Here is a 23,285-nt window from a genome sequence, read left to right on the forward strand (position 1 = left end):
CGGGCGATATTCAAATGCGCGAACAGCGCGACGGTCTTGCGTTTAGTGCGGTACAACGCTCCATCCTGTTTTCGGCGGTCGATCGCTATGGCAGTCTTTTGCTGTTCCTGGTCGCTACCGCGGTTCTCTCTCGTCTGCTATCGCCCGCGGAATTCGGAGTGTACGCGGTCGTCAATGCCGTCACCGCGGTAATTGGTGCATCCTTTCAGGAGTTCGGGGGCGGAAACTATCTGATTCAGAAGCGTGATCTATCTCCAGCCGATGTTCGCTCAGCTTTCACCATCTCGCTCGGGATCTCAGTGGCCATAGCGCTTCTTCTGTTTGTTCTTGCAGGCGCGCTCTCAGATCTTTTCGCCCAGGACGGTCTCAAGAGGGGCATTGAGGTCTCGGCGATGAATTTTTTCCTGGCACCAGTGTCGGGGACAATTTCGGCCTTGCTGCGCCGGGACATGAAGTTCGGCACGTTAGCCATTTGCAACTTCGTCGCGGGTGTGGCTGTTGCTGTGGTCTCGATCGGGCTAGCGATGGCGGGATTCAGCTATATGGCGCCGGTCTGGGGAGCCCTGACGGGAAGCGTGATTTTGACCTTGGCGCTGCTCGCCAGTCATCGGGACTTAAACGCACTGCGTCCCTCGCTCTTCAAATACCGCGAGATCGTCAGCTTTGGCCTTTATGCCAGCGGGGTTAGCGTCATCAACGTGTTCTACAATCTGGCGCCCCAGCTATTCCTTGCAAGAACTCTGGACTTTATGTCCGTCGGTCTGTACAGCCGCGCGATTAACCTAACGCAAACGTTCGACAAGCTCGTTACGCAAGTATTGAACCCTGTGATCATGCCGGCGATTGTCGCAAGGCGCGAAGCGGGGGACGACCTGAAGGCCATCTATCTCGAGGCGATCGAGCTGCTTTCCGCCGCGCACTGGCCGTTCCTGATATTCGTGGCCATTATGGCGCGACCGATCATCGAGATCTGGCTCGGCGAGACGTGGCTGGAGGTCGTGCCTCTCGTGCGGCTGCTCTGCATCGCAAACATGGCGCTTTTTGCAGCGTGCTTGAGTTATCCCATGCTTGTAGCGGTTGGAAGCGTGCGGGACGCTTTGATCTCCTCCTTCATCTCTCTACCTCCGTCGCTTCTTGTAATTTTTTGCGCATCCTTCTTCGGTGTGCAGGCTGTCGCCGCCTCCGCCGTTTTGACGTTGCCCTTCCAAGCTGCAGTTGCGATCTATTTTATCGGCCGGCACCTAGGCCTTAAACCAACGGACATTGCTCGCGCGCTGATGAAGAGTGGGGTCGTCACAGCGATAACAGCATTGGGCACATTCGGCTGCGCGGCGCTGACGGAACAGGGAATCCTGACGTCATTTGCCGGTTTGGCCTCGGGATTGTGTGCTGCGGCGCTTTGCTGGTGCCTAGGGCTGCTGCTGACCGGCCACCCGCTGCTGCATCAGCTCCATCTCGCTGCAGCTAGTCTGGCCCGTGTTGCACCGAAGCTGAGGCCATCGCGTTCGGCCCTGTGAGGCCTTGCGATTCTTGGAGGCGGAGATGCCCATTACGAATGACGTAAAGCTCGGTAGGGACGTCAGGATTTTTCATCCCGATCTAGTCAACCTGTATGGTTGCACCGTTGGTGACGAGAGCAAAATCGGAACCTTCGTCGAAGTCCAGGAGGGGGCAAAGATAGGCGCGCGTTGCAAGATATCGTCGCACAGCTTCATCTGCGAGGGCGTCACGATCGAGGATGAAGTGTTTGTTGGTCATGGTGTGATGTTCACGAACGATAAATTCCCGAAGGCAACGACCGCGGATGGTCGTCCTCAGCAAGCGTCGGACTGGACACTGCAGCGCACTCATGTCGGTAGGGGAGCTTCCATCGGATCGAACGCGACCATTCTGTGCGGGGTGACAATCGGTGCAGGTGCCTCCGTAGGCGCGGGTGCGGTGGTGACGAAGGACATTCCGCCCGGCGCCATCGTCGCCGGAGTGCCCGCTCGGCTTCTGTTCGGAGCTGAGAACACCGTTCTGGGCGATAAACCAGTTTAAATCGAGAGGTGTATGGTGTCTAATTTAATGCTTGAGTTAATGTAATAATTCGAGTTAATTTGTTTATATAATTTTGCTCCAATCCAAGGTGTTGAATCTTGATACCCTTCCTGGATCTGAAAGCCCAATATAGCCAGATCAAGCCGGAGATCGACGCCGCGGTCGCGAGAGTCGTGGGCAGCGGTCACTTTGTGCTCGGCCCAGAGGTGGCTGCCTTCGAGGAACGCTTTGCGGAGTATTGCCGGGCCGCCCATTGCCGCGCGGTGAACAGCGGGACTTCGGCGCTTCACCTTGCCTTGTTGGCGGCTGGCATCGGACCCGGCGACGAAGTCATCACGGTGTCCATGACGTTCGTTGCGACAACCGCAGCCATTCTCTACAGCGGCGCCAGGCCCGTGTTTGTCGACGTTGACCCGGTAACATGGACGATGCATCCCGGCTCGATCGAAGCTGCGATAACACCACGAACCAAAGCGATCCTGCCGGTCCATCTCCACGGGCTGATGGCCGACATGGATCCCATCATGGAGATCGCGCGTCGTCACGGTCTGGTCGTCATCGAGGACGCCGCGCAGGCGCATGGCGCGGAATACCGCGGACGTCGCGCAGGCTCGATTGGCGATCTGGGATGCTTCAGCTTTTACCCCGGCAAGAATCTTGGAGCTTTTGGCGAGGGTGGGGCCGTCGTAACCGATCGACCTGAATTGGCTCGCCGCGTGTCACTGCTGCGGGATTGGGGACAGGAGACGAAATACAATCACGTCATTCCCGGATACAACTATCGCATGGACGAAATTCAGAGCGCGATACTGAACGTCAAGCTGGACTACATCGAGCGCTGGACGGAAGCGCGTCGGTCGCTCGCCGAGCGATACAATGCACTGCTGTCTGATCTGCCATTCGCGCGTCCCCAGCCTCCCCACCACGCCCGTCACGTGTACCACGTCTATGCGGTCAGATTGCCGTGCCGCGATGAGGGGCTGACGCTGTTGCGTGACGCCGGCATCGGCGCCGGGATCCACTATCCAGTTCCCGTGCATCTGCAGACGGCCTATGCGGACCTCGGTTATCGTGCCGGTGATCTCCCCGTCACTGAGATGCTGGCCAACGACTTCCTCTCTCTTCCCATTTATCCGGAGTTGCTGCCGGAACAGGCTGTTGAAGTTGTCTCCACATTGAGGAACGCGGCGGCGCTGCAGCCCAGCGAAGCCGTCAGCAATCGAGCGGAGCATCCACAACATGTCATGACATGGTCCCACAGCAGGAGGGCGTCTTGATCGATCTCAAGGGAAAACGCGTTCTGGTCACCGGCGGCGCAGGTTTCATTGGTTCCCACATCGTTGATCTGCTCTGCGATGAGGGCTGCATCGAGATTGTTGCCATCGACAACATGATAAGAGGCCGTCCGGAAAATCTCCGGCGCGCGCTCGGGCGTGGGCCGGTGAGATTGGTTCACGGCGACATCCGAGATCGCAAGCTGATGGAAGCGTTGGTCAAGGCTGCCGATATCGTCTTCCACCAGGCCGCACTCCGCATCACTCATTGTGCGGCCGAACCACGCCTTGCCAAGGAGGTCATGGTGGATGCCACCTATGACCTGTTGGAGTTGTGCATCAAGCACGATATCGAGAAGATCATCGCAGCGTCGTCGGCGTCCGTATATGGCATGGCCGAGGAGTTTCCGACGACCGAGCGGCAGAATCCGTACAACAACCGAACTCTCTATGGGGCTGCCAAGGCGTTTAACGAAGGGCTCCTGCGGGCCTTCAACGATGTAAGCGGCCTCGACTATGTGGCATTCCGATATTTCAACGTCTACGGCAGCCGAATGGATATCCACGGACGTTACACCGAGGTCTTGATCCGTTGGATGGAGCGCCTGGAAGCCGGATTGCCTCCGATTATTTTTGGTGACGGCCGCCAGACCATGGATTTCGTCCATGTCCGCGACATCGCGCGTGCCAATATCCTTGCGGCCAGGGCCAAGATTACTGATGAGGTTTTCAACGTCGGGAGCGGCACTGAAACCAGTCTGACCGAGCTGGCGACTGTGCTTGCGTCCGTGATGGGACACCGCGGCTTGACACCCGAATTCGCGCCCGAGCGCTCGGTCAATCCGGTGCCGCGACGGCTGGCGTCGACGGGCAAGGCAGAGCGTTTGCTTGGTTTCCGCACCACGGTCTCGCTTGAGCAGGGGCTCGCCGATCTCGTAAAATGGTGGCGATCCGAACGCGATCTCGCTTCGGACCGTCAGCGACAGGCAGCAGCATCGTGAGTGCGGCTGAGGCAGAACGCGCGGCCGTGCCATCTGAATAGATTTCGTTGGTGCCGCGGATAGCAGCTCTAGCAAGGGATGCGCCGCAGAGACTGATGGACCCTGCGGCCGCCTCAGAGAGGTACGGAAATCTGATTCATTCCACCGGGCCCGCCATGATTTCGATCGTCGTCCCAGCTCACAACGAGAGTTCCGTGATTGCACGGACGTTGAGCCAATGGGTTGGCAAGCCAGCTTCGGACGAGCTGCGCGTTGTCGTCGTTTGTAACGGCTGTACTGACGACACTGCGAATGTCGCCCGGCGTTTCGGCCCGACTGTCAAGGTTGTAGAGTCGGACACCGCAAGGAAGACCCACGCTCTGAACCTTGGTGATCAAATCGCGGACATGTTTCCGCGAATTTATGCTGACGCCGATATTGTTATTACCGTTGATGCCATTCTAGCTTTGGCAAGACGCCTGAATGAAGGTGACGTTTTGGCGGTGGCGCCTACGGCAGAGATCAATCTGGCAGGCTGTTCCTGGCTGGTTCGCAAATACTTCGGAATTCGGTCACGGCTGCCGTCCTCGCGCGAGGGAATCGGCGGTTCAGGCGTGTACGCCTTGTCAGAGGCTGGACGCAGGCGGTTCGGCCAATTTCCAGACATCACTGCTGATGACACCTATGTCAGACTTCAGTTCAGACGGGAAGAGCGGGAGACTCTGGTCTGCGTGAGGTCCACGGTGTTCGCCCCACGCACTCTGCTGCAGCTCGTCACCGTCAGAACACGGGCCTATAGGGGAACATTCGAGCTTGCCCGACGCTTTCCCGAGCTGCGCGCAAACAAGGGAGCGGCCAATAACTGGACACTCCTCACACTGTTCAAAGAACCTCGCTTGTGGCTCGGCTTGTTGATCTATTGCTGGGTCAACATTGCTGCTCGATGTAACGCTACCACAGGCGGCCGACCTGGAGATCATCTCTGGCAACGAGACGAGACTTCGCGGGTGGCGCTGCCGGATTCGATCAAGTGAGGCGCCAGTTCGGTTGGGCGCGTGATAGGAAAATCGAACGGGTTGCGCCATATAAAATGCTTGATTTTAAATACCTGCCTGTTAATTTAAATAGTAATTTAATAATAAATGCAAGCAATTCGAGGCTTCGATCCGCTCGTTCAGGGGGAGCTCGCGAATCTTGCAGCATCTTAGGGAGGCCAGCCAATGCTTCGGAGCCCGGTCTTTCACCACAACACGGTGCTGAACCCCAATACGGAGCGGTCACGCAACGTACGGCCGAAAGTGCTGGCAGTCTCCTCGGGTGGGGGCCATTGGGTGCAGCTGTTGCGGATCAAACCCGCTTTCGAGCATTGCGATGTTACGTTCGTCACCGTCCATAAATCTTATCGCACGCAGGTGCCCGACCACAAGTTCTACCTCGTCAACGATGCTAACCGCTGGACCAAGATCGCACTGTTGAAAGCAGCGCGCACAATCGCCTGGATCGTCTGGAATGAAAAGCCGGACATCGTAGTCTCGACGGGTGCTGCTCCGGGATATTTGGCGCTGCGGTTCGGACAAATGATGGGTGCGCGCACCATCTGGCTCGACAGCATCGCCAACGTTGAGCAGCTTTCGATGTCCGGAGACCGAATTGGCCATTGCGCCGACCTTTGGCTAACGCAATGGCCCCATCTGGCGCGACCCGATGGACCCCACTACACAGGCGCGGTGCTGTGAGCTTCGCGATGGGCGGAACGCCTGGATATCTTGAGCACTTCATCCACACGGTTGATGAGTGGGCCAATGGGGCTGAGCGACTCGGCACACAAGCATCGCACGACCGCACGCATTGGTTTGTCGGATAGTGCTATTGTTGTGGGCGGAAATGAGCAATGTGGAGTAGCAGAGACGCAGATATCCCAGGCACGCGCCTTCAAATTCTAAGCTTAACCGCAGCGTGGCGACGCGCGTGCAACGCAGTTCTAGACATCGGACCTCGTCAAAGGAAGTGGAAATGAAAGAATCTCACGCCGGCGCGCATGTAATGGAGGCGGAGCACCTGCCGAATAATCGGGCCGCCAGCAGTGCTCTGGAGCAGGGCCCGCCGCAATTCGTGAAGTGGCGGCGGGTGGAACGCAAGCTCGCTGCGGTTAGCTCGCGAGAGGCGGTTGCATCGTGATCCCGATCGCAATGCCGCTCCTCGCCGACGAAGAAGCTGGTGCGGCGCGCGCAGCCGTCCTATCGGGCTGGGTGTCGCAAGGTCCGCAAGTCGCCGCCTTCGAGCAAGAATTCGCCACCCTGGTCGGCGCACCCTTCGCATGCGCTGTATCAAATTGTACCACAGCCCTTCAGCTTGCGCTGGCGGCGCTGGACATCGGCCCCGGTGACGAGGTCATCACACCGAGTCATTCTTTCATCGCAACGGCCAACTCGGTCCGGTTTCAAGGCGCAACACCCGTTTTTGTAGACATCGATCCGTTAACCTACAACATCGATCCCACCCGGCTGGTGGAAGCGATAACTCCGCGAACGCGCGCGATCATCGCCGTCCACCAAATGGGCATGCCTTGCGATCTTGCAGCACTTACCGAGATAACTGACCGCCATGGCATTGTCCTGATCGAGGATGCGGCGTGTGCTGCCGGCAGTAAAATCCGCATGAACGGGCAATGGGAGTCGATTGGAAAACCGCGTGGCCGCATCGGCTGCTTTTCCTTTCACCCTCGGAAAGTGATCACAACCGGAGAAGGCGGAATGCTGACCACCGCCGATCCGGAGCTTGATGGCAAATTCAGACTGTTGCGCCAACATGGCATGAGCGTCCCTGACACGGTGCGGCATGGTTCGCCTCTAGTAATCTTCGAGGATTATCTGGTCGTCGGGTACAATTACCGCATGACCGACATACAAGCGGCGATCGGTCGCAAACAGCTCGAACGCCTTCCGCAACTGGTGGCGCGCCGCCGTGCCATCGCTGCCAGGTACGCCGAGCTACTGTCGAATTTCGAGGGGCTGCGCGTACCGGAGGAGCCCGAGTGGGCCAGGTCCAATTGGCAAAGCTATTGCGTGCGTCTGCCTGACCACCTTGACCAGCGCTCCGTGATGCAAGGCCTGCTCGATAAGGGAATCGCGACACGACGGGGGATCATGTGCTCGCACCGCGAACCCGCTTACGTCAATGGGAAGCCGCGCCATGATCTCCGTCAATCCGAACTCGCTCAGGATCGATCGATACTGCTGCCGATTTACGCGCAAATGAGCCAGGAGGATATCAATCGAGTCATCGGTGCCCTGCTGCAGCATATCCGAATAGCTTCATAATCAGGATAACGGGAATGGCGAAGGTCGATATTGTTGTCCCCTGTTACAATTATGGGCGCTTCCTTGAGGCTTGCGTGTCGAGCATTCTCAGCCAATCCATTTCGGATTTGCGCGTACTTATCATCGACGACTGCTCCTCGGACGATTCGGTGTCAGTCGCAAGGAAATTGGAGCAAAGCGACCCGAGGGTGACGGTGAGAGCGCATTCGCGCAATCATGGTCACATCAATACGTTCAACGAAGGAATCGCGTGGGCATCATCCGAATACTTCTTGCTCTTGTCCGCTGATGATCTGCTGGTTCCCGGAGCCCTCCAGCGGGCAACGGAGATCATGGACGCAAACTCCGACGTTGTTCTTACATATGGAGAATGCATCCTCTGGTTTGACGATTTGCCGTTTCCTACGTTACCGGCGGGCGAGAACCATTCTTGGACACGGCAAGATCTGATAAAGGAGATGTGCACCACAGCCAGAAATGACGTTCCCTCAGCGACCGCTATTGCGCGGACACGGACACAGAAGGCGATCGGCGGATACCGCACGTCGCTTCCTCACGCCGGTGACATGGAGATGTGGTTGCGTTTCGCTGCGCATGGCACGGTTGTCCAGATCAATGCGGTGCAGGCGATCTATCGCAAGCATGCGATGGCAATGTCCAACGCCTACTATGCCAAAAGAATGCTAGATTATCGGCAATGCTTGCTTGCGTTCGAGAGCTTTTTTGATGAATGCGAGAATCGCGTTCGAAATGCGCGTAGTTTACGTGCCCTGGCCCGTCATAGATTGGCTGACCAAGTGTTTCGCAGCGGGATCGGATTGTTACGACGAGGCCGCGTTGGTGACGGCCTTGGCCACATCCGCGAAGCCATGACCATAGATCGCCGGTTGCGTTACTTTCCTCCAATTTGGCGAGTGCTGAAGATTCCGGGCAAGGATGGCCGTCGATGGGCGTTGTCCGTCATCAGAGGAGCGCCGGGCAAGCTATTGGAGTGATGAACATCTTCCGGGACTCGCGGAAAACAATCATTTCGCTTCCAGGAACCATGCGGGTCATCAGATGGAATCAAAACAGATGCGATGCCCAATCGTCCTTGCTTGTGACAGGCGCTATGCGATGCCACTTGCGACGACCCTACGGTCTATTGTGGAGACGGATAGGAGCGGCGATCCGTTCGAGTTTCATGTGCTTGTCGACGGTGTTTCCGAGCGTATTCGAAAGAGGATACTCGACTCCCTTCCGCATGGTTCTGCGTCGATCCGATGGATCGAAGTGAATCTGGAAATGTTCCGGGACTTTTCGACAATTGGGTACATTTCAAAAGTCACCTACGCCCGGTTCCTCATCCCGCGTATTTTTCCAGAGACTGTCCCCAAAGTATTGTATCTAGACTCCGATATCCTTGTTCTTGATGATTTGCAGGCGCTCTGGACAACAGATCTCGAGGGAAATGTTCTTGGCGCAGTTTTGGACGGACTCGACTCTCAGCTGAAAAATCAAACCGTTCGCCTACCGGTACCTCGCGTGCAAAACTACTTTAACGCCGGTGTACTTCTGATAGACCTGCACCAATGGCGAAAGGCGAAAATCTCCGAAACCGCCTTGGAATATCTCAAACGCTATCCGGGATCGCCTTATTCGGATCAAGACGCGCTTAATGTTGCGTGCGATGGCGTTTGGAAAAGCCTCCCTTCCCGATGGAACTATCTAGCCTACAACGCAGAGCTCGATGTCTCTGAATTTGCAGGGGAGTACAAGCCTAGCATAGTTCATTTCACAACCTGGAACAAACCTTGGAGACCCGGCGTTCCGAACGCGAATGCCGCATTGTACGACTCGTTTCGAAGCCACACGCGGTTCGCACGCAACTCTATGGACAAGATGGAAAGCACCCTGCGTATCGGTTGGTCCCGCATTAAGAGCTTCCAGGACGGGAGACGAGGCAAATCAACTCGCTCGGAAGAGGTGGTCGATCCCTAGCAGTCTGCTGAAAAACGTCGAGATAGAGAGTTTTTGTGTTCTCGCCGGTCATGTTGGGTCGGCGCGGTGGGGTTGGATGTAGTGTTCTGTCCTGGTGTTGGGTGGGCCTTGACGTTCGGAGGCTAAGCGGCCAGCAGTTTGGGAATGCGGATCACGTTATAGGCGATCAGATCGGGCAGGAAATCGGCGGCAACGCGAGCGATGCCACGTATTTGGTCTTGCGCATGGTGCCGTGCTGCTTGCCCCATCCGAAGATGCACTCGATTATCGCCCGGCGCGATTGCGACATGCCGTACCCCGGATGCCGCATGGTTCGTTCGTCGATGGCGTTGTTGCGGTTCTTGCCGGTTTTGGTGACGGCTTGGGTCTGTGTCACATGCGGCGTCACGCCGATGGCGCGAAGATTGGCGACATGATCGGCCGTATCGTACGCCTTGTCCTCACCGGCCGTGATGCGGCGGCCTGCGGCGTTGCGTCTCGCCTTCAGCATGGTCTCCGAAGCCCGGCGTTCGGCGGTGCCATTGGCATGCGTGACCCTGCCGGCCACCGCCAGCCCGTGCCGGTTCCCCATGGTGGCGCCCTTGTAGCAAAGCTTGGCCTCCCGTCCGGCCGCCCCGCGAGAAAGCCTGCTGTCCGGGTCGCTGGTACGTTCTGCAGCCGCTCCCGGTTTTTGGTGAAGGTGGTCGGGTCCCAGACTGGATCGTCCGGCGCCAGTCCCACGAACCAGCGATACAAAAGACTGTAGTTCAGTTGCTCCATCAACTGGCGTTCCGAGCGGATGCCGTAAGACACCTGAAGCAATAAGGCGCTCAGCAATTGTTCCGGAGGGATCGAAGGACGTCCCTCGCAGGCGTAGAGCTTCCCGAGGCTGCGGTTCAAATCACTCAAAACATCACGGACAAGTCCCGGACCTTCCGCAGCGGATGGTTCGCTGGCACACGCTTATCCGGCGCGATGTACGTAAAACAGGCCGCCCTGATCCGGAAACCTCCCGCGCATGATCGTCTCCGTCGATTCGAGATGATAAAGTGAATCATCAAGCCCCCTCCGTGGCGAGGGCTTCTTCAGCAAACTGCTAGATTAATCGGAGTAGCTCAATTGATCGAACGGTGTGCTCTTTAACCATTCGATCGTGAATGTTGGGTGACTGAAAAGCAATCTTCTGGGTGAGGACCGCGTTCCGGGCGGAACCGACTCGCTGGATTTTTCGAAGTCGATGCTCGCCCCGAACGTGTGTGGGGCCCCCGACTCGGGCCATCTAAGCAGCGGTCAAGAGGAAAGCTACCTGATCTCCCTGTTGCTCGAGATTTAACTTCTCCGCTCGTTTGGCAAACCTTCTCAACTCGTGCCGGCTAAATAAATCGTCTGGACCGGATGTGAGCGGCTTGGACTTTCTGTACATTTCGCTGCCCCAGAACTGAAACGCAGTAGAATCGTCAATCGATTGCTTAACAGACAGGCTGCAGCGCTTGGCTAATGCGTTCATTCCCTTGCGAGAGGGGATTACAATGTGGCGCGGTGCATCCAGTTGGACCCAATTCGGGCCGTATTCCATCCATGCATGCGAGGACGACGTTGGGATGCGAACTAGGATGCGGCCCCCGGGCGCAAGTAGCTTTCTTGCATTGCCAAGACTTTGGTCCGGATCAGGGACATGTTCTAACGAGTGATTGAACATGATGAAATCAAACTCGCCGGACATGCCTTGAAGTTCCGATTTGTGAATGGTCACGGCGCCTGATGCTGGTTTGGAAATATAAGGGTCTACTCCGGTAAGATTCTTGAATCCTGCCGCAGACATTCTGTGAAGGAGCCTCGCAGAGCCGCAGCCAACGTCCAGTACCCGAGAGCCAGGATCAATTCCGAAATCTCCGATGACCCCTACGATGGGATCGTACCTCACAAAGGACGCCACGGCTCCCAATACGCTTTTCATGCCAAATGCATGCGCATCCCTGATTGCGGCAAGCCGCGAATTTCGCGGAGGCGTGGTGAACGAATAATAGCCACTGGGGTAAAAACGACCCTCGTCTGCAATTTCCGACAGGCGCTGAATCGTTCCACAATCAATACATTCCTGGTATTCAAACCGCTCTCTTGTGCCAAACATCATCTCAACAAAGATGTGACGGGAATGTTCGCCGTCTGACAAGCAAGCTTTACAAATCATCTCAAGTACCCAGCCATAGCAGAGGATCGTATCCGGCTTAGCCAGCAACGGTGAAGCCGGAACGGGTGTTGTGATTGTCGCTATAAGAGTCGCAACGAAATTGACGAGTTCGCCGGGTTCGTCGACAAAACCCGCCAGTCGCTTTCTATTTTAGGAAGATGAATTTGACTCTGTCCGCGAGGCGAGTAAGCGGGCTGCTTTCGCTGCGCGCTTTCGGTTTTTCCATGCCCGGCGAGCCATCTGAAGCCTTCTCGACAAGGGTCAGGCAGTCCAAATTCCGGGCTTCGTCCCAATCCATGGTAACTTGCTCGAGCACACGCAAACCAGATCGACTCGCAGCGTGGGCAAACAGATTTTTACTCATAAAATTGCGCCAATGGGGATTGTTTCTGTAATCCGAGCCTGGGTATTTGTCTAAGTTTGAATGATGGAACAATGCGCGGCCGCCGGGTCGCAGGACACGACAAGCATCCTGTAGGTATGAAAAAACCGCGTCATATTCAAAATGCACCATCGCATCAAAACAGAATATTGCGGAGACGGATCCATCCTCGACGGGATAGAAATCGTAGCCACTATTGGTGTGCGCGCTTACTTCAGGAACATCCGAGAATCTTTCCTTGCAATGTCGCACATTCTCCTCAACGACATCCATCAGGACTAGCGATCGAAGCGTGGTTTGGTCTCGCTGCGTGCTCAACAAACGAGCGGAATGCCGACCGTGCCCGCACGCTAGTTCAACGGTTGATGTGGTATCCAATCTCTCGAACAAGCGTCGGAATGGCGTGCCCGGCTTCCAAAACGGGTCGGTCCAGGCATCCGATTCCGCTTTATCGTAATAATTTGTGATCTTCCAATCGCGCGCGATCTCTAAAGTTCGTGGGGAAACGGTGGCCATCACGTCATCTCCATATTTAATCGCATGCGGTAGCTTATTATTCCAGTGACCTAGATATAGCACAAATTAATATGGATATTAACCCCCTGTCGAAGCTCGGTGCGGCGCATTTTGTGGCGACCGGGCGGCAGATTTCAGCGGAACTTAACGCGAGCAGGCCAATGTTTTGGAGGTGACGGCACGGATGAGAGGAGGGGCGGGCGGCGAGGTTATCGGGTCGGCGTCTCGCCATGCGACGCAATCGCGCTCTGGGATTAATTAGAACGTGCGGCTTAAGCCTATTTTCTTTGGTCAAGTAATGTGATTTAATTGCGGTCAATCAGAATATTGCCGTTGTTTTAAATAATCGTCGGGGCGTGCATGCGAGGTTATCAGTCTTGGAACTAGAGCTCGGTGCCGCCCGATCAGGCCAAGGGCCAATCGCGCGCGCCGTCGGGATCGCGCAATTTGTCTTGAGGCAGGGGAGGTCGCCGCCTTTCAAACCTGCTTTGTGGCCTGCTGCAATGTCAATCATTTGTCTCGCGGTCAATAGCCGGACCTCTCGCTAGACATGCTTGCGTGTCGAAGCCAAGGCTCCGGCCTCGACTGACCAGGAGTTTTTCATGACGTCCCAAGCACATCGGCCCAATGCTGAAGGGGCGGCTGATGGTCCCCTCGTCACGGTCGTGATGTGCGTCTACAACGCAGGGGAATTTTTGCGGCCTTCGTTGTTCAGCATAATTGATCAGACGTATAGAAATTTGGATATCCTCATTATCGACGACGGCAGCACGGACGGTTGCTTCAACTCGGTTCAAGATTTGCTGGCAGACGGGCGTATTCGCGTGATCCATCAAGCTAACGCAGGCAAGCCTGTGGCGATCAATCGAGCGCTCGATCAGATCCGCGGCGAGTACTACGCAATTCAAGACGCGGATGACATCAGCTATCCAACGAGAATTGAAAGACAGGTTCGTGCGCTGCTCACCAGGCCGCATTTGGCTGCCGTATTCTGCGGTAACGAGCTGATCATTGGGGGGGGATTCATGGCCCCTGTGTTTGCACCGAAAGGAGAGGAAGACTGCCAGTCTGAGATTAGAGCCTTTCGAATGCCTGCCCTTGATCCCACAGGAGTGTTTCGAATGTCATTGGTCGGCCATATGCGGTTCGAGCCTTCATTGCAGGTCGCCGAGACCTACGATTACATATTGAGAATTGGCGAAGAGCATCCGATGATTGTATTGGGCGAGTGTCTTTACGCGTACCGCATTCTTCCCAATTCGCTCACCCGGCGTGCGCCAGCGTGGCGCAAGCGATTCGAGGCTGAGGTCTTCAGGCGCGCGTGCGAGCGACGAGGTTTACGGTTCGAGCCAGAACGGGATGATGGAGGCCACAGGTCCCATAATAGCTTGCTGGATAACAATATCGCCGCCCATTTCATCAAGAGCGTGCTCGATTCACGTCGGTCAAATCGTCGTTTCTCAGCGCTAAGGACGGGTTGGCAATGTGCTTGTTTGCATCCCGCGGATCCACACTATTACAAGGCGCTTGTTTATGCGCTGATTCCACCCGGCGTGACGAGCCGCCTACGTCGTGACTTCTTGGGGATTCCTTTGGAGACGACGAAATGAAGCGCCTCCGCCGCTTCTTGTTGGCGCAATGTCTTCGGCATTCGAGGTATTCGCTTTGAGCCGCAAAAGCTTCGAATTGGATTCGGATTTTCAACGTACCTATCTGCAGGATCGCCAGCAGAGTGCAGTTTGGCGTGCTGCAGGCGGTTCGCCTTCACGTGCCGAACTATATCTCAAACTCTTATTAGTCACAATTTTTTTGCCCGAGGGTCTATCTTTCTTCGTCGGTGACTTTCGCCTCACCGTCGCTCGGGTTCTGATTTTTGTTTTCTCCATCGCAGCGATATCGTGGCTCTCCCAGCGCAACCCGCGAGCTTCAGTCTGCGTTCCATCGGATATTTTCGCGCCGGTTGCGGGCGTCTGGATGATGTTGGCTGCCACCGTAACGGATGGTTCCACTGGTCTTAAGGGAGCGGGGATCGAGGCAATTTCATTCACCGGCGCATATTTGAGCTTCCGGTATCTTCTCGGTCCGGTCGATAGTTCCGTGCGAATCGCACGCTTCTCTTCCAAGCTGATTATTCTGATTGTCGGTGTCGCACTTCTCGACTCTCTGACTGATAGACTGTTCACCTATGACTTCATCAAAGGAATTACGGGCTATGTGAAGCCCAGTTATGAAGGTGCATTCGCGTTGAAGTCCGAGACCTTGTTTAGGGACGGGGTCATTCGTGCCATGGGTCCAATGGAGCATTCGATATTATTCGGTGCCGTTTGTGTTTGGTTCGGAAGCTTGGCGCTCACTACGTTTAGGCCCCAGGTGTTCGGCTGGGGTGTTGCAGGGATCGCGCTGGTAGGTGTCTTGGCTTCGCAGGCGCGGAGTCCATTACTTGCCTATGTGATCGGATTTGCTCTGGCGATTTTTTATGCTGCAACCCCTCGCTTTAGAACCAGATGGAAGTTGGTCGGAGTGGCTGTGACTTGTGTGCTCGTTACTGTTTTCACTTTCTCTGGCAATCCGGTCGTAACGCTTGTACGCCTTGGCGGCGTAAGTCCGGAGGCGGCCTGGTACCGTCAAGCGATCTGGGAGACCGGGGGGCCTGTAGTACTCGGTTCGCCGATCTTCGGAATTGGTTTGAACGGCGACTGGAATTGGCAGTCTCACGGCGCGCTCGTGAGCGGGAGTGTGGATGCGTTTTGGCTCGCCGTCGCAATGAATTACGGAATTCCTGGGAGCGCATTAATCCTTTTGACAATTGTGGGCGCATGCGGGCTTGGTTCGATCGATAGATCGCCTCACCTTACTCCCGAGGAAGGACGGTTGTCAGTGGCGCTCGGAATTGTGATAGTAGCCATCGTTTTTCTGGGGTTCATGGTACACTTTTGGGGCATCTGTTTCATCCTTATCGCTGTCTTTGCCGGAATGCGAGCGAACCTCGCGGAAACGGCGGTGCTGCGCGATAGAGCCGCACGAGTGGCGGAAACTGGACATGATTCGATTACCGGAGGCGTTTTACTGCAGGGCGGTGACGCGCATGCCACGCAGAGGAGATCCCATGTTCTCGGGTGATCGCTCTGGGATCTAGGCGCTGGCAACCATGGCGATGGTCTGGATATCTCGCGCTGCGTCAGTTTGAACCTCGGATGTCGATCATGACCATCCAAAATATTCAAGTTCCGATGTTTGATCTGGGGCCTCAGATTCCCCGCGTTATTCATCAAATATACTTCTCGAGAAATCTGTTACCGATCGTCTTGGCAAGGAATATACAAGCCATCAAAACAATGAATCCCGGCTGGGAACACAGACTATACGACGATCGAGCGATTGCTACCTTCATCGTCGAGCATTACGGCCCAGAAATTGCCAACCTGTTCCATAAGATCAATCCGCAGTACGGAGCGGCTCGAGCTGATCTCTTCCGCTATCTCCTCATGTACAAGCGCGGTGGGGTCTATCTTGATATCAAAAGCACAACGGTCGAGCCTCTCGACGGAGCCATTCGACCAGATGACAGGTTTATTCTGTCACGTTGGCGGAATAGCCCTGGCGAGCCGCACGCGGGCTGGGGGGTGCACAAAGAGTTTGGGGCGGACCGGAAGCGCGAATTTCAACAGTGGCATATCATAGCCGCTCCCGGTCATCCGTTTCTAAAGGCAGTGATCGAGCGGGTTTTGACAAACATCCAAAATTACCGATCGTGGGTACATGGCGTCGGAAACAAGGGCGTCTGGAGAACAACGGGCCCCATAGCGTATATGCTGGCCATCGAGCCGCTGATGAGTAGTAACAGTTACCGCATGGTCGCAAACGAGACGGAGCTATCATTGCAATACAACATATGCAGCGACGCCTCTAGTCTTTTCGGTAAGCATTACGGGTTACTATCAGACCCCATAGTCTCGATGGATGGATGGCTTTCCATTCCCGCGCATCATATCTATTCTCAGGTGCGCAATGTCTATCGACAGTTTCGTTTAAAGCCCCCGGCGTAGTGCTTGACCCGCCCGTTGCTCCACTGAGCCCTGGGGGCTCAAACCCTAGGCCCTAACAGCTGCTGGATGAAAGTTCATTGGGTCAATGAGTGCAAGCCTTGCACCCGCGACAGCACGGCATGTCTGCGCGCGCGAAACGCCCAAATCACGATCTTACGACGATGCCTTACGTAGCGGATCGTCGTGCCGACCGCAGCCATAGTTAAATTAAATGAATTGGATAATAATTACAAGATCTGCTAATTAATATATGGAGGCCCAGCGCTATGGCGGGGGCTGCGATACGATGTTGAATTCGGAGGAGCCGGCTGTGTTTGTCGGAGCAGGGCAGAGCGGTCACGTTGGCGAGGTGGCTGATCTTATCGTAGGTTTTTGCGACCCGGTTGCGCCGTCCGAGGGAATAAAATGAAATGAATCAGCGCCTCTCCGACGGCCAAGCAGCGCGGCGGATTGTTTTCGCCACGATCGGCGACGCAAGCGAGGTCAGGTTCTGGTCAGGCACGCCATTTCACATGGCGAAATCGCTCGCAAACGAAGGTCATGAGGTGGTCCATATCGGTCCCCTGAGCGCACCGATCTTACCTCTTTACAAGGTGTATTCCAGACTTTGCCGTGCCTTTCGCAGGCAGGGCCTCTCCCCATTTCATGCGGGGCCTGTCGTTGCACAGTATGCAGCGGACGCAGCACGCAAAATCTGCGCGGTCTCACCCGACATCGTCTTCGCGCCCGCCGGCTCCAACTTCGCCTGGGCAGTGCCTGCGGGCGTTCCCCTCGTCTATGCGTCCGATGCGACCTTTCGGCTTGTCAACAATTACCATCCCAACTATCGGAACTTGTCACGCAATGCTCGGGAGATTGCTGAACGCCTGGAACGCAACACCATCGCACGCGCCAATCTTGTCCTCTACCCGTCGGAATGGGCCGCGGAATCTGCCGTTAGAGATTACGGTGCCGATCGTGGGCGGGTGCATGTCATTCCCTGGGGTGCGAACCTCGAAGAAACACCCAATCGTGACTCTGTGCTTGGGTGCCGCAAGCCAGGTCCGTGCCGGCTCCTGTTCATCGGTGCCAACTGGGAGGAGAAGGGCGCGGACATCGCAGTCGGGACTCTCGCTGAACTAAAGGACATGGGCGTAGAGGCGGAGCTCGTGATCTGCGGATGCACTCCGCCCAAGCCAGTTACGCGGGATGGCCTGACGATCATCCCGTACCTGGACAAGAATGATCGTAAACAGCGCAACCGCCTGGATCAACTCTATCGCGATGCGGATTTCTTTCTGTTGCCGACCCGGGCAGATTGTTACGGCATCGTGTTTTGCGAAGCGGCCGCCCATGGCGTACCGAGCATTGCGCCGGCCACTGGTGGCGTCTCCGGCGCTATCCGCGACGAGGAGACGGGAATCTTGTTACCGCCCAATGCGACGAAGGCGGACTATGCGACGGTGATCTCCCAGACCTTTGCTAACAAGGACCGACTGGCACGCCTGAGACAATCGAGCCGGGACGCCTTCGAGGCTCGATTGAACTGGCAGGCTTGGGCCCGCCGCGTCTCAGATCTGATTCAAACTCTATGATTGTCCTGAATTATCATGAGCTGGTGGAAGCCTCGCCTTCGAATGCGTGGTGCCTGACGCATGAAATATTCGAAGCGCATCTTGCGCTTTGCGAGGAAGGGCTGGTCTCGCCTCAGAGTTTTCTGAAGCATTGCTCCGATCCGAAACCCAGCCGTACCGGTGCGGTCCTATTAACCTTCGACGATGGATTTCTCTCGGACTACACGCATATATATGCCCGTTACATGACGACCGGTCGTATTCCAGGTTTCATGTCCTTTATCCCGGTCGACTTTGTAGGCTCGCCGGGACGTATGAGCTGGGAGATGATTGAGGAGCTTGGCAGGGCCGGCGTTGCGATCGGTTCACATGGCATGGCCCACGTCGATTTGACGACTGTCTCGGACGTAAAACTCGAGCGCGAGCTTAGACTGTCTAGGTCGATACTCGAGGATCGCCTCGGACGACCAGTAACCCTTTTCGCTTTCCCATACGGGCGGTTTTCCCGACGAGTCTGGGAGGCGGCGCTGAGAGCTGGCTATACGCACCTCTTTACAATCCAGCTTGGGTATCATCGCGGATTCGAATCTTTTCTCTATTCCCGCCTTTGTCTGACGAACAACATGGATGCGGAGTACATGCGCCACCACTTGCTTGATCCGGATGCGATGCGCGGGTTTGGCTGGCGGTTCAGTACGAAGCTTGGGCTCTATCGTCTCCTGATGCGCTGGCGATATCGATAACTTCTCCGGGTCGGGTCTGTCCGAAGTCGCATTCGAAGCTGCGCAAGCGTTTACCTCGGCGATGGTCGCTCTTCATCGTCGAAGGCAAATGAGAGGGTGTCTGGGTTATGTCGGCCGCTAGCAACCTTGCTGTCATCATCGTGTCCTACCGCAATGTCGGCGACGTCGATCGCTGCTTGAAGTCGCTCGCTCGTTCGGATTGGGATCAGTTCGAGGTCTTCATTTGCGAAAACGGCGGGGAAGCAGCCTACCAAAACCTGTTGGTTGGGCTCGTGGGACCGGATCGAACGTTGCAACGAATTTCGGATGCGTCCGCTACTCTTGACCAGCCACAGAATAGACTGGCCGAAGTGGTCAGATGCCGATTTCAGGATCGCACGAATACTGTCCGAGTTGGGCTCGCAATCGATAACCTCGGTTACGGGGGCGGCGTCAACGCGTGGCTTGAGCCGTTGCTTGGCGTGCCCGGCTGGGGTTCAGTGCTTGTCCTGAATCCCGATACCGAAGTGGATAGCCGTGGTCTGTCTGAATTGATTGCCAAGTCTACTGAGGGGTTCGGCATGGTGGGCGGAAGCCTGGTCTTCCACAACACCCCCGACAAGATCATTAACTACGGACTGTGTTGGTCTCGAACGACAGGCCGTGTTATTGCCATAGGAAGGAATGCGCCAATTGGCAGTGCACCCTCTCACGAAGACCTCGGCCGGATCGATGCGGTAAGCGGAGCGTGCGTTCTTGCAACGCGAGCATTCGTAGAAGACGTCGGTCTCATGGCCGAGGACTACTTCCTCTATATGGAAGATTTGGATTGGGGACGGCGGCGGGGAAAGCACCGCATCGGCTTCGCGAGCAAAGCCATCATTCGCCACATTGGAGGGACGACCATCGGCTCGGCCGTTGCTCCCGGGAAGCGCTCGGATCTCTCGATCTATTTGTCTGCTCGCAATGGCATCGTCTATGCGCGGCGCTTTGCGGGATGGCGCTGGATCTGCCATTTCGGAGTCGGACTGTTGTTCGTAGTGCGATACATGCTCAAAGGCTCCTTGTCGGCCGGAAGAGTAGCTTTCGTGGGTTTGCTCGATGGCGCCAAAGGCAAGACAGGGCGGCCGGATGCCGCGCCGGGGCCGCAACAGCTCGATTGATCTGCGACAATCCCGATCAGCATCTCAGCACCGGCCAGAGATTCGAACTCGCTCAGCTGGCGGAGAGCTCCGCCAGCAGGGCCATTGTCGGTCTAGTATCGTCCAGCGGCAATCGAACTGAAAATCAACGACGGTTATGCTCTTGATTGCCGCATGTGCAGTGATCGTCGCGACACATGCTTTTCCTGGGGGACGAGTCCTCGGCGGATGTACCCCGGCGGAAGATAACCGACATTGAATATTTAATATGTTTTCCGCTGTAGAAGCGTCGACCGACACTCCTGGCTGTCTGTCATCTGGTGGTGGCGCACCCTTCGATCCAAGCATACTTGTGTATAGCCTCGTTCGTTCTCCGCGCGTTTTTTTCGACACCGTGCGTGAGTGCTTGATCGGATTAAAGAATTATCGCCGCATTTAAATTGCTACGAGCGGCTCTGGCAAGGGTAGTTGGGAAATTACCTTGGGTGAGCCGTCGTGTCGTCGCAAAAAAGCCTCCGCCCATCGAGAAGACGAGCCCAGCGGCGCTGCGCCAGCAGGGTCGCACTTGGGGTGTCGTCGCTCGGGGAAATCGAAATGGGCGCGTGCCAGAACAAATCTAATCGAAGATACCAGGAGAAAAACTAGATGGCGACCATTCCTTTGAGCTGGGAAGACCCGATGTTTAGCGGCGTTACGAATTCGAGTGGGGGTGCCATTGCTGATGGCGGGACGCTATCGAACGCAAGTATTACCGATTTTAGCGGCGATGCGGTCGTTGGAGGCTTTGGCTCGTTCAACCTCGACCACATCCGCATTGACGCAAGGGAAGGCGTGCGCATTGCGGGGAGCGGAGATATAACCATCAACAATTCGTACATTGAAACGACGGGACAGGGGGCCGACCACGCCGATGGTATTCAGGCCTATGCTCCCGGCAGCACTGGCAATGTGACAATCACAAACTCGGCAATTGTGTCCCACGAGACTTCTGCGACCGCTGGGATGTTCATTGCAGATAGTTATAGCGGAACGTTCAATTTCGATAATGTGATGTTCGAAGGTGGTCCGTATGGCCTGCGTATTGCCTCGGATGCGGATGACATCTACGTCTCAATGAAAGACGTGTATTTTGTAGGACCATTTGGGGCGGCGCCGTTTGTCTTTCAGGAAACCAATTCGCCCATACACATCACTCAGTGGGAAAACGTACGCTCCGCAACAATCGTGAATGGTCAACTCGTTCCGGGTGATCTTATTCCACCCCCATGGCCGGTTGAAGGGGGGACTGCGCCCTCCGCGCCCACCACGCCCACCGTACCGGATGCACCCACTATCGCTTCGTTCTCGACCGACAGCGGCACGGCTGGCGACAAGATCACCAACGACAATACCATCGAGCTCAAGGGTGCCGCTGCTGCCGGCAGCACGGTCAAGATCTACGACGGTGCGACCCAAATCGGTTCAACGACTGCGAACTCAAGTGGCAGTTGGGACTACATCACAAAGGTCCTGACTGACGCAAAGCATACGCTCACCGCAACGGCGACCAGCGCGTCGGGGCAGGTCAGCGCGGCGTCGTCTGCGTTGGCAGTCTCCGTCGATACCAAAGCGCCGACTGCGCCGACCATTGCTAGCAATACGGTGAACAGCGCCAATCAGGTGGTGATGTCGGGCAGTGCCGAAGCGAGCAGCGTCGTAAAGATGTTCGACGGCACGACCCAGATCGGGACCGCAACCGCCAACAGCAGTGGCGTGTGGAACTATACCACCAGCGGCCTTGCGGCCGGTTCGCACAGCCTCACCGCGAAGGCAACGGATGCGGCAGGCAACACCAGCGCGGCGTCCACCGTGGTCACGGCCAGCACCGGCACCTCGACGTCCCCATCCGCACCGACGTCCCCAACCGCACCGACATCGCCAACTGCTGGTAAGCAAATCGAGTCGAATGGCGCGACAACTCTCGTTGAGAGCAGCAATGGCAAATATTACCTCAACGGCAGCAGCGGATCGGGCCCCACGCTGAAGAACAAGGGTGTGGATTTTGTAGACGGGTCAGATGGCACTTGGGCACCGATTGCCGCGGAGAAGACGGCGACGGGCTATCAGGTTGTCTGGAAGGAGGGCGCCGGTCTGTTCACGGCCTGGAACACCGACAACAACGGCAACTACGTATCCCATGTCAGCACCCTGACCGGCTCCACGTCGGGCGGCTTCGTGTCGGGTACGGACTCTGGCCTCAAATCGCTCGAGACGAGTTTCCATCAGGATCTCAACGGCGACGGGCAGATCGGTACTTCCAGTGCTTCCACACCGACGTCCCCAACCACACCGACGTCGCCAACCACACCGACGTCGCCAACTACTGGTAAGCAAATCGAGTCGGATGGTGCGACAAGCCTCGTTGAGAGCAACGGCAAATATTACCTCAACGGCAGCAACGGATCGGGGCCCTCGCTGAAGAATCACGGCGTGGATTTTGTGGACGGGTCAGATGGCACCTGGGCACCGATTGGTGCGGAGAAGACGGCGACGGGCTATCAGGTTGTCTGGAAGGAGGGCGGCGGTTATTACACGGCCTGGAACACCGACAACAACGGCAACTACGTATCCCATGTCAGCACACTGACCGGCTCCACGTCGGGCGGCTTCGTGACGGGTACGGACGCTGGCCTTAAATCGCTTGAGACGAGCTTCCATCAGGATCTCAACGGTGACGGTCAGATCGGTGCTTCCAGCGTAGCTACGTCGTCCACGAGCACCACTCAGCTCGCTGCGACTTCGAACTCGACAAGCAGCAACGTACAGACGAGCACTTCAGGCAATGACGTCTTGGTTGGCACCAGCAAGGCCGACACTTTCTCGTTTGCCGCGAATTTCGGCAACGATGTCATCAAGGACTTCGCTGCCAGCGGACCTGCTCACGACACGATCGAGTTCAGCAAGAGCGTGTTCGACAGCTTTGCGAGTGTTCTTTCCCATGCGACCCAATCGGGCCAGGACGTCGTCATCGCGGCGACGGGGGGCGACACGCTCACGCTGAAGAACATGAAGGTCGGTTCGTTGACTAGCCAGGACTTCCACTTCGCGTAAGGGACGGGCATCCACACCGAGTAGTACTCAACAACTGCCTTGGGGATCTCTTGGGGGATCTTCAGACAAG

The 23,285-nt window shown here is 56.3% G+C and carries 18 protein-coding genes and 1 pseudogene; 16 read left to right on the forward strand and 3 right to left on the reverse strand.

What is annotated here, in order from left to right; all coding sequences use genetic code 11:
* Positions 1-14: 14 nt before the first annotated feature.
* The 9 genes from IVB45_RS14045 to IVB45_RS14085 all read left to right on the forward strand — a co-directional run bounded on the left by IVB45_RS14045 (position 15) and on the right by IVB45_RS14085 (position 9,594).
* Positions 15-1,517: an oligosaccharide flippase family protein gene (locus IVB45_RS14045; protein WP_247363344.1), complete on the forward strand. Its 1,503-nt coding sequence runs from the start codon at positions 15-17 to the stop codon at positions 1,515-1,517.
* Between the two features lie 25 nt (positions 1,518-1,542).
* Positions 1,543-2,040: an acyltransferase gene (locus IVB45_RS14050; RefSeq protein WP_247363343.1), complete on the forward strand. Its 498-nt coding sequence runs from the start codon at positions 1,543-1,545 to the stop codon at positions 2,038-2,040.
* Positions 2,041-2,138: 98 nt separating this feature from the next.
* A complete protein-coding gene (locus IVB45_RS14055; protein ID WP_247363342.1) occupies positions 2,139-3,317 on the forward strand; it encodes a DegT/DnrJ/EryC1/StrS family aminotransferase in 1,179 nt (392 codons plus the stop codon).
* Positions 3,290-4,315, forward strand: a complete 1,026-nt coding sequence (locus IVB45_RS14060; protein WP_247363341.1) for an NAD-dependent epimerase/dehydratase family protein — start codon at positions 3,290-3,292, stop codon at positions 4,313-4,315. The genes IVB45_RS14055 and IVB45_RS14060 overlap by 28 nt, the downstream gene beginning before the upstream one ends.
* Before the next feature lie 155 nt (positions 4,316-4,470).
* Complete coding sequence (locus tag IVB45_RS14065) at positions 4,471-5,328, forward strand: glycosyltransferase (RefSeq protein WP_247282844.1); 858 nt, start codon at positions 4,471-4,473, stop codon at positions 5,326-5,328.
* Positions 5,329-5,514: 186 nt separating this feature from the next.
* Positions 5,515-6,030, forward strand: coding sequence for a UDP-N-acetylglucosamine--LPS N-acetylglucosamine transferase (locus IVB45_RS14070; protein WP_247363339.1), 516 nt, complete (start codon positions 5,515-5,517; stop codon positions 6,028-6,030).
* Between the two features lie 438 nt (positions 6,031-6,468).
* Positions 6,469-7,614 carry a DegT/DnrJ/EryC1/StrS family aminotransferase gene (locus IVB45_RS14075; RefSeq protein ID WP_247363338.1) on the forward strand — a complete coding sequence of 382 codons (1,146 nt, stop codon included), beginning with the start codon at positions 6,469-6,471 and terminating at the stop codon, positions 7,612-7,614.
* Positions 7,615-7,628: 14 nt separating this feature from the next.
* A complete protein-coding gene (locus IVB45_RS14080) occupies positions 7,629-8,609 on the forward strand; it encodes a glycosyltransferase (RefSeq protein ID WP_247363337.1) in 981 nt (326 codons plus the stop codon).
* Positions 8,551-9,594: a glycosyltransferase family 8 protein gene (locus IVB45_RS14085; protein WP_247363336.1), complete on the forward strand. Its 1,044-nt coding sequence runs from the start codon at positions 8,551-8,553 to the stop codon at positions 9,592-9,594. The genes IVB45_RS14080 and IVB45_RS14085 overlap by 59 nt, the downstream gene beginning before the upstream one ends.
* Before the next feature lie 122 nt (positions 9,595-9,716).
* Here the strand turns inward: IVB45_RS14085 and IVB45_RS14090 are convergent.
* The 3 genes and pseudogenes from IVB45_RS14090 to IVB45_RS14100 form a co-directional block, all read right to left on the reverse strand.
* A pseudogene (locus IVB45_RS14090) lies at positions 9,717-10,631 on the reverse strand (transposase).
* Positions 10,632-10,852: 221 nt separating this feature from the next.
* A complete protein-coding gene (locus IVB45_RS14095; RefSeq protein ID WP_247282848.1) occupies positions 10,853-11,812 on the reverse strand; it encodes a class I SAM-dependent methyltransferase in 960 nt (319 codons plus the stop codon).
* Positions 11,813-11,909: 97 nt separating this feature from the next.
* Positions 11,910-12,662 (reverse strand): class I SAM-dependent methyltransferase, encoded by a 753-nt coding sequence (locus IVB45_RS14100; RefSeq protein ID WP_247363335.1) that lies wholly within the window; start codon positions 12,660-12,662, stop codon positions 11,910-11,912.
* 602 nt (positions 12,663-13,264) lie between these two features.
* Between IVB45_RS14100 and IVB45_RS14105 the strand changes: the two genes are divergently transcribed.
* The 7 genes from IVB45_RS14105 (at position 13,265) to IVB45_RS14135 (ending at position 23,215) form a co-directional block, all read left to right on the forward strand.
* Complete coding sequence (locus IVB45_RS14105; RefSeq protein WP_247363334.1) at positions 13,265-14,272, forward strand: glycosyltransferase family A protein; 1,008 nt, start codon at positions 13,265-13,267, stop codon at positions 14,270-14,272.
* 28 nt (positions 14,273-14,300) lie between these two features.
* Complete coding sequence (locus IVB45_RS14110; protein ID WP_247501286.1) at positions 14,301-15,782, forward strand: O-antigen ligase family protein; 1,482 nt, start codon at positions 14,301-14,303, stop codon at positions 15,780-15,782.
* 83 nt (positions 15,783-15,865) lie between these two features.
* Entirely contained in the window at positions 15,866-16,708 is an 843-nt protein-coding gene (locus tag IVB45_RS14115) for a glycosyltransferase (protein ID WP_247363332.1), read from the forward strand.
* A 410-nt stretch (positions 16,709-17,118) separates the two neighbouring features.
* Entirely contained in the window at positions 17,119-18,282 is a 1,164-nt protein-coding gene (locus IVB45_RS14120; RefSeq protein ID WP_247282853.1) for a glycosyltransferase family 4 protein, read from the forward strand.
* Positions 18,279-19,004, forward strand: coding sequence for a polysaccharide deacetylase family protein (locus IVB45_RS14125; protein WP_247282854.1), 726 nt, complete (start codon positions 18,279-18,281; stop codon positions 19,002-19,004). Before IVB45_RS14120 ends, IVB45_RS14125 begins: the two co-directional genes overlap by 4 nt.
* Before the next feature lie 107 nt (positions 19,005-19,111).
* Complete coding sequence (locus tag IVB45_RS14130) at positions 19,112-20,146, forward strand: glycosyltransferase family 2 protein (protein WP_247363331.1); 1,035 nt, start codon at positions 19,112-19,114, stop codon at positions 20,144-20,146.
* A gap of 624 nt (positions 20,147-20,770) precedes the next feature.
* Positions 20,771-23,215, forward strand: a complete 2,445-nt coding sequence (locus IVB45_RS14135; protein WP_247363330.1) for an Ig-like domain-containing protein — start codon at positions 20,771-20,773, stop codon at positions 23,213-23,215.
* Positions 23,216-23,285: the final 70 nt, after the last annotated feature.

The sequence above is a fragment of the Bradyrhizobium sp. 4 genome, from assembly GCF_023100905.1.
Taxonomy (GTDB): domain Bacteria; phylum Pseudomonadota; class Alphaproteobacteria; order Rhizobiales; family Xanthobacteraceae; genus Bradyrhizobium.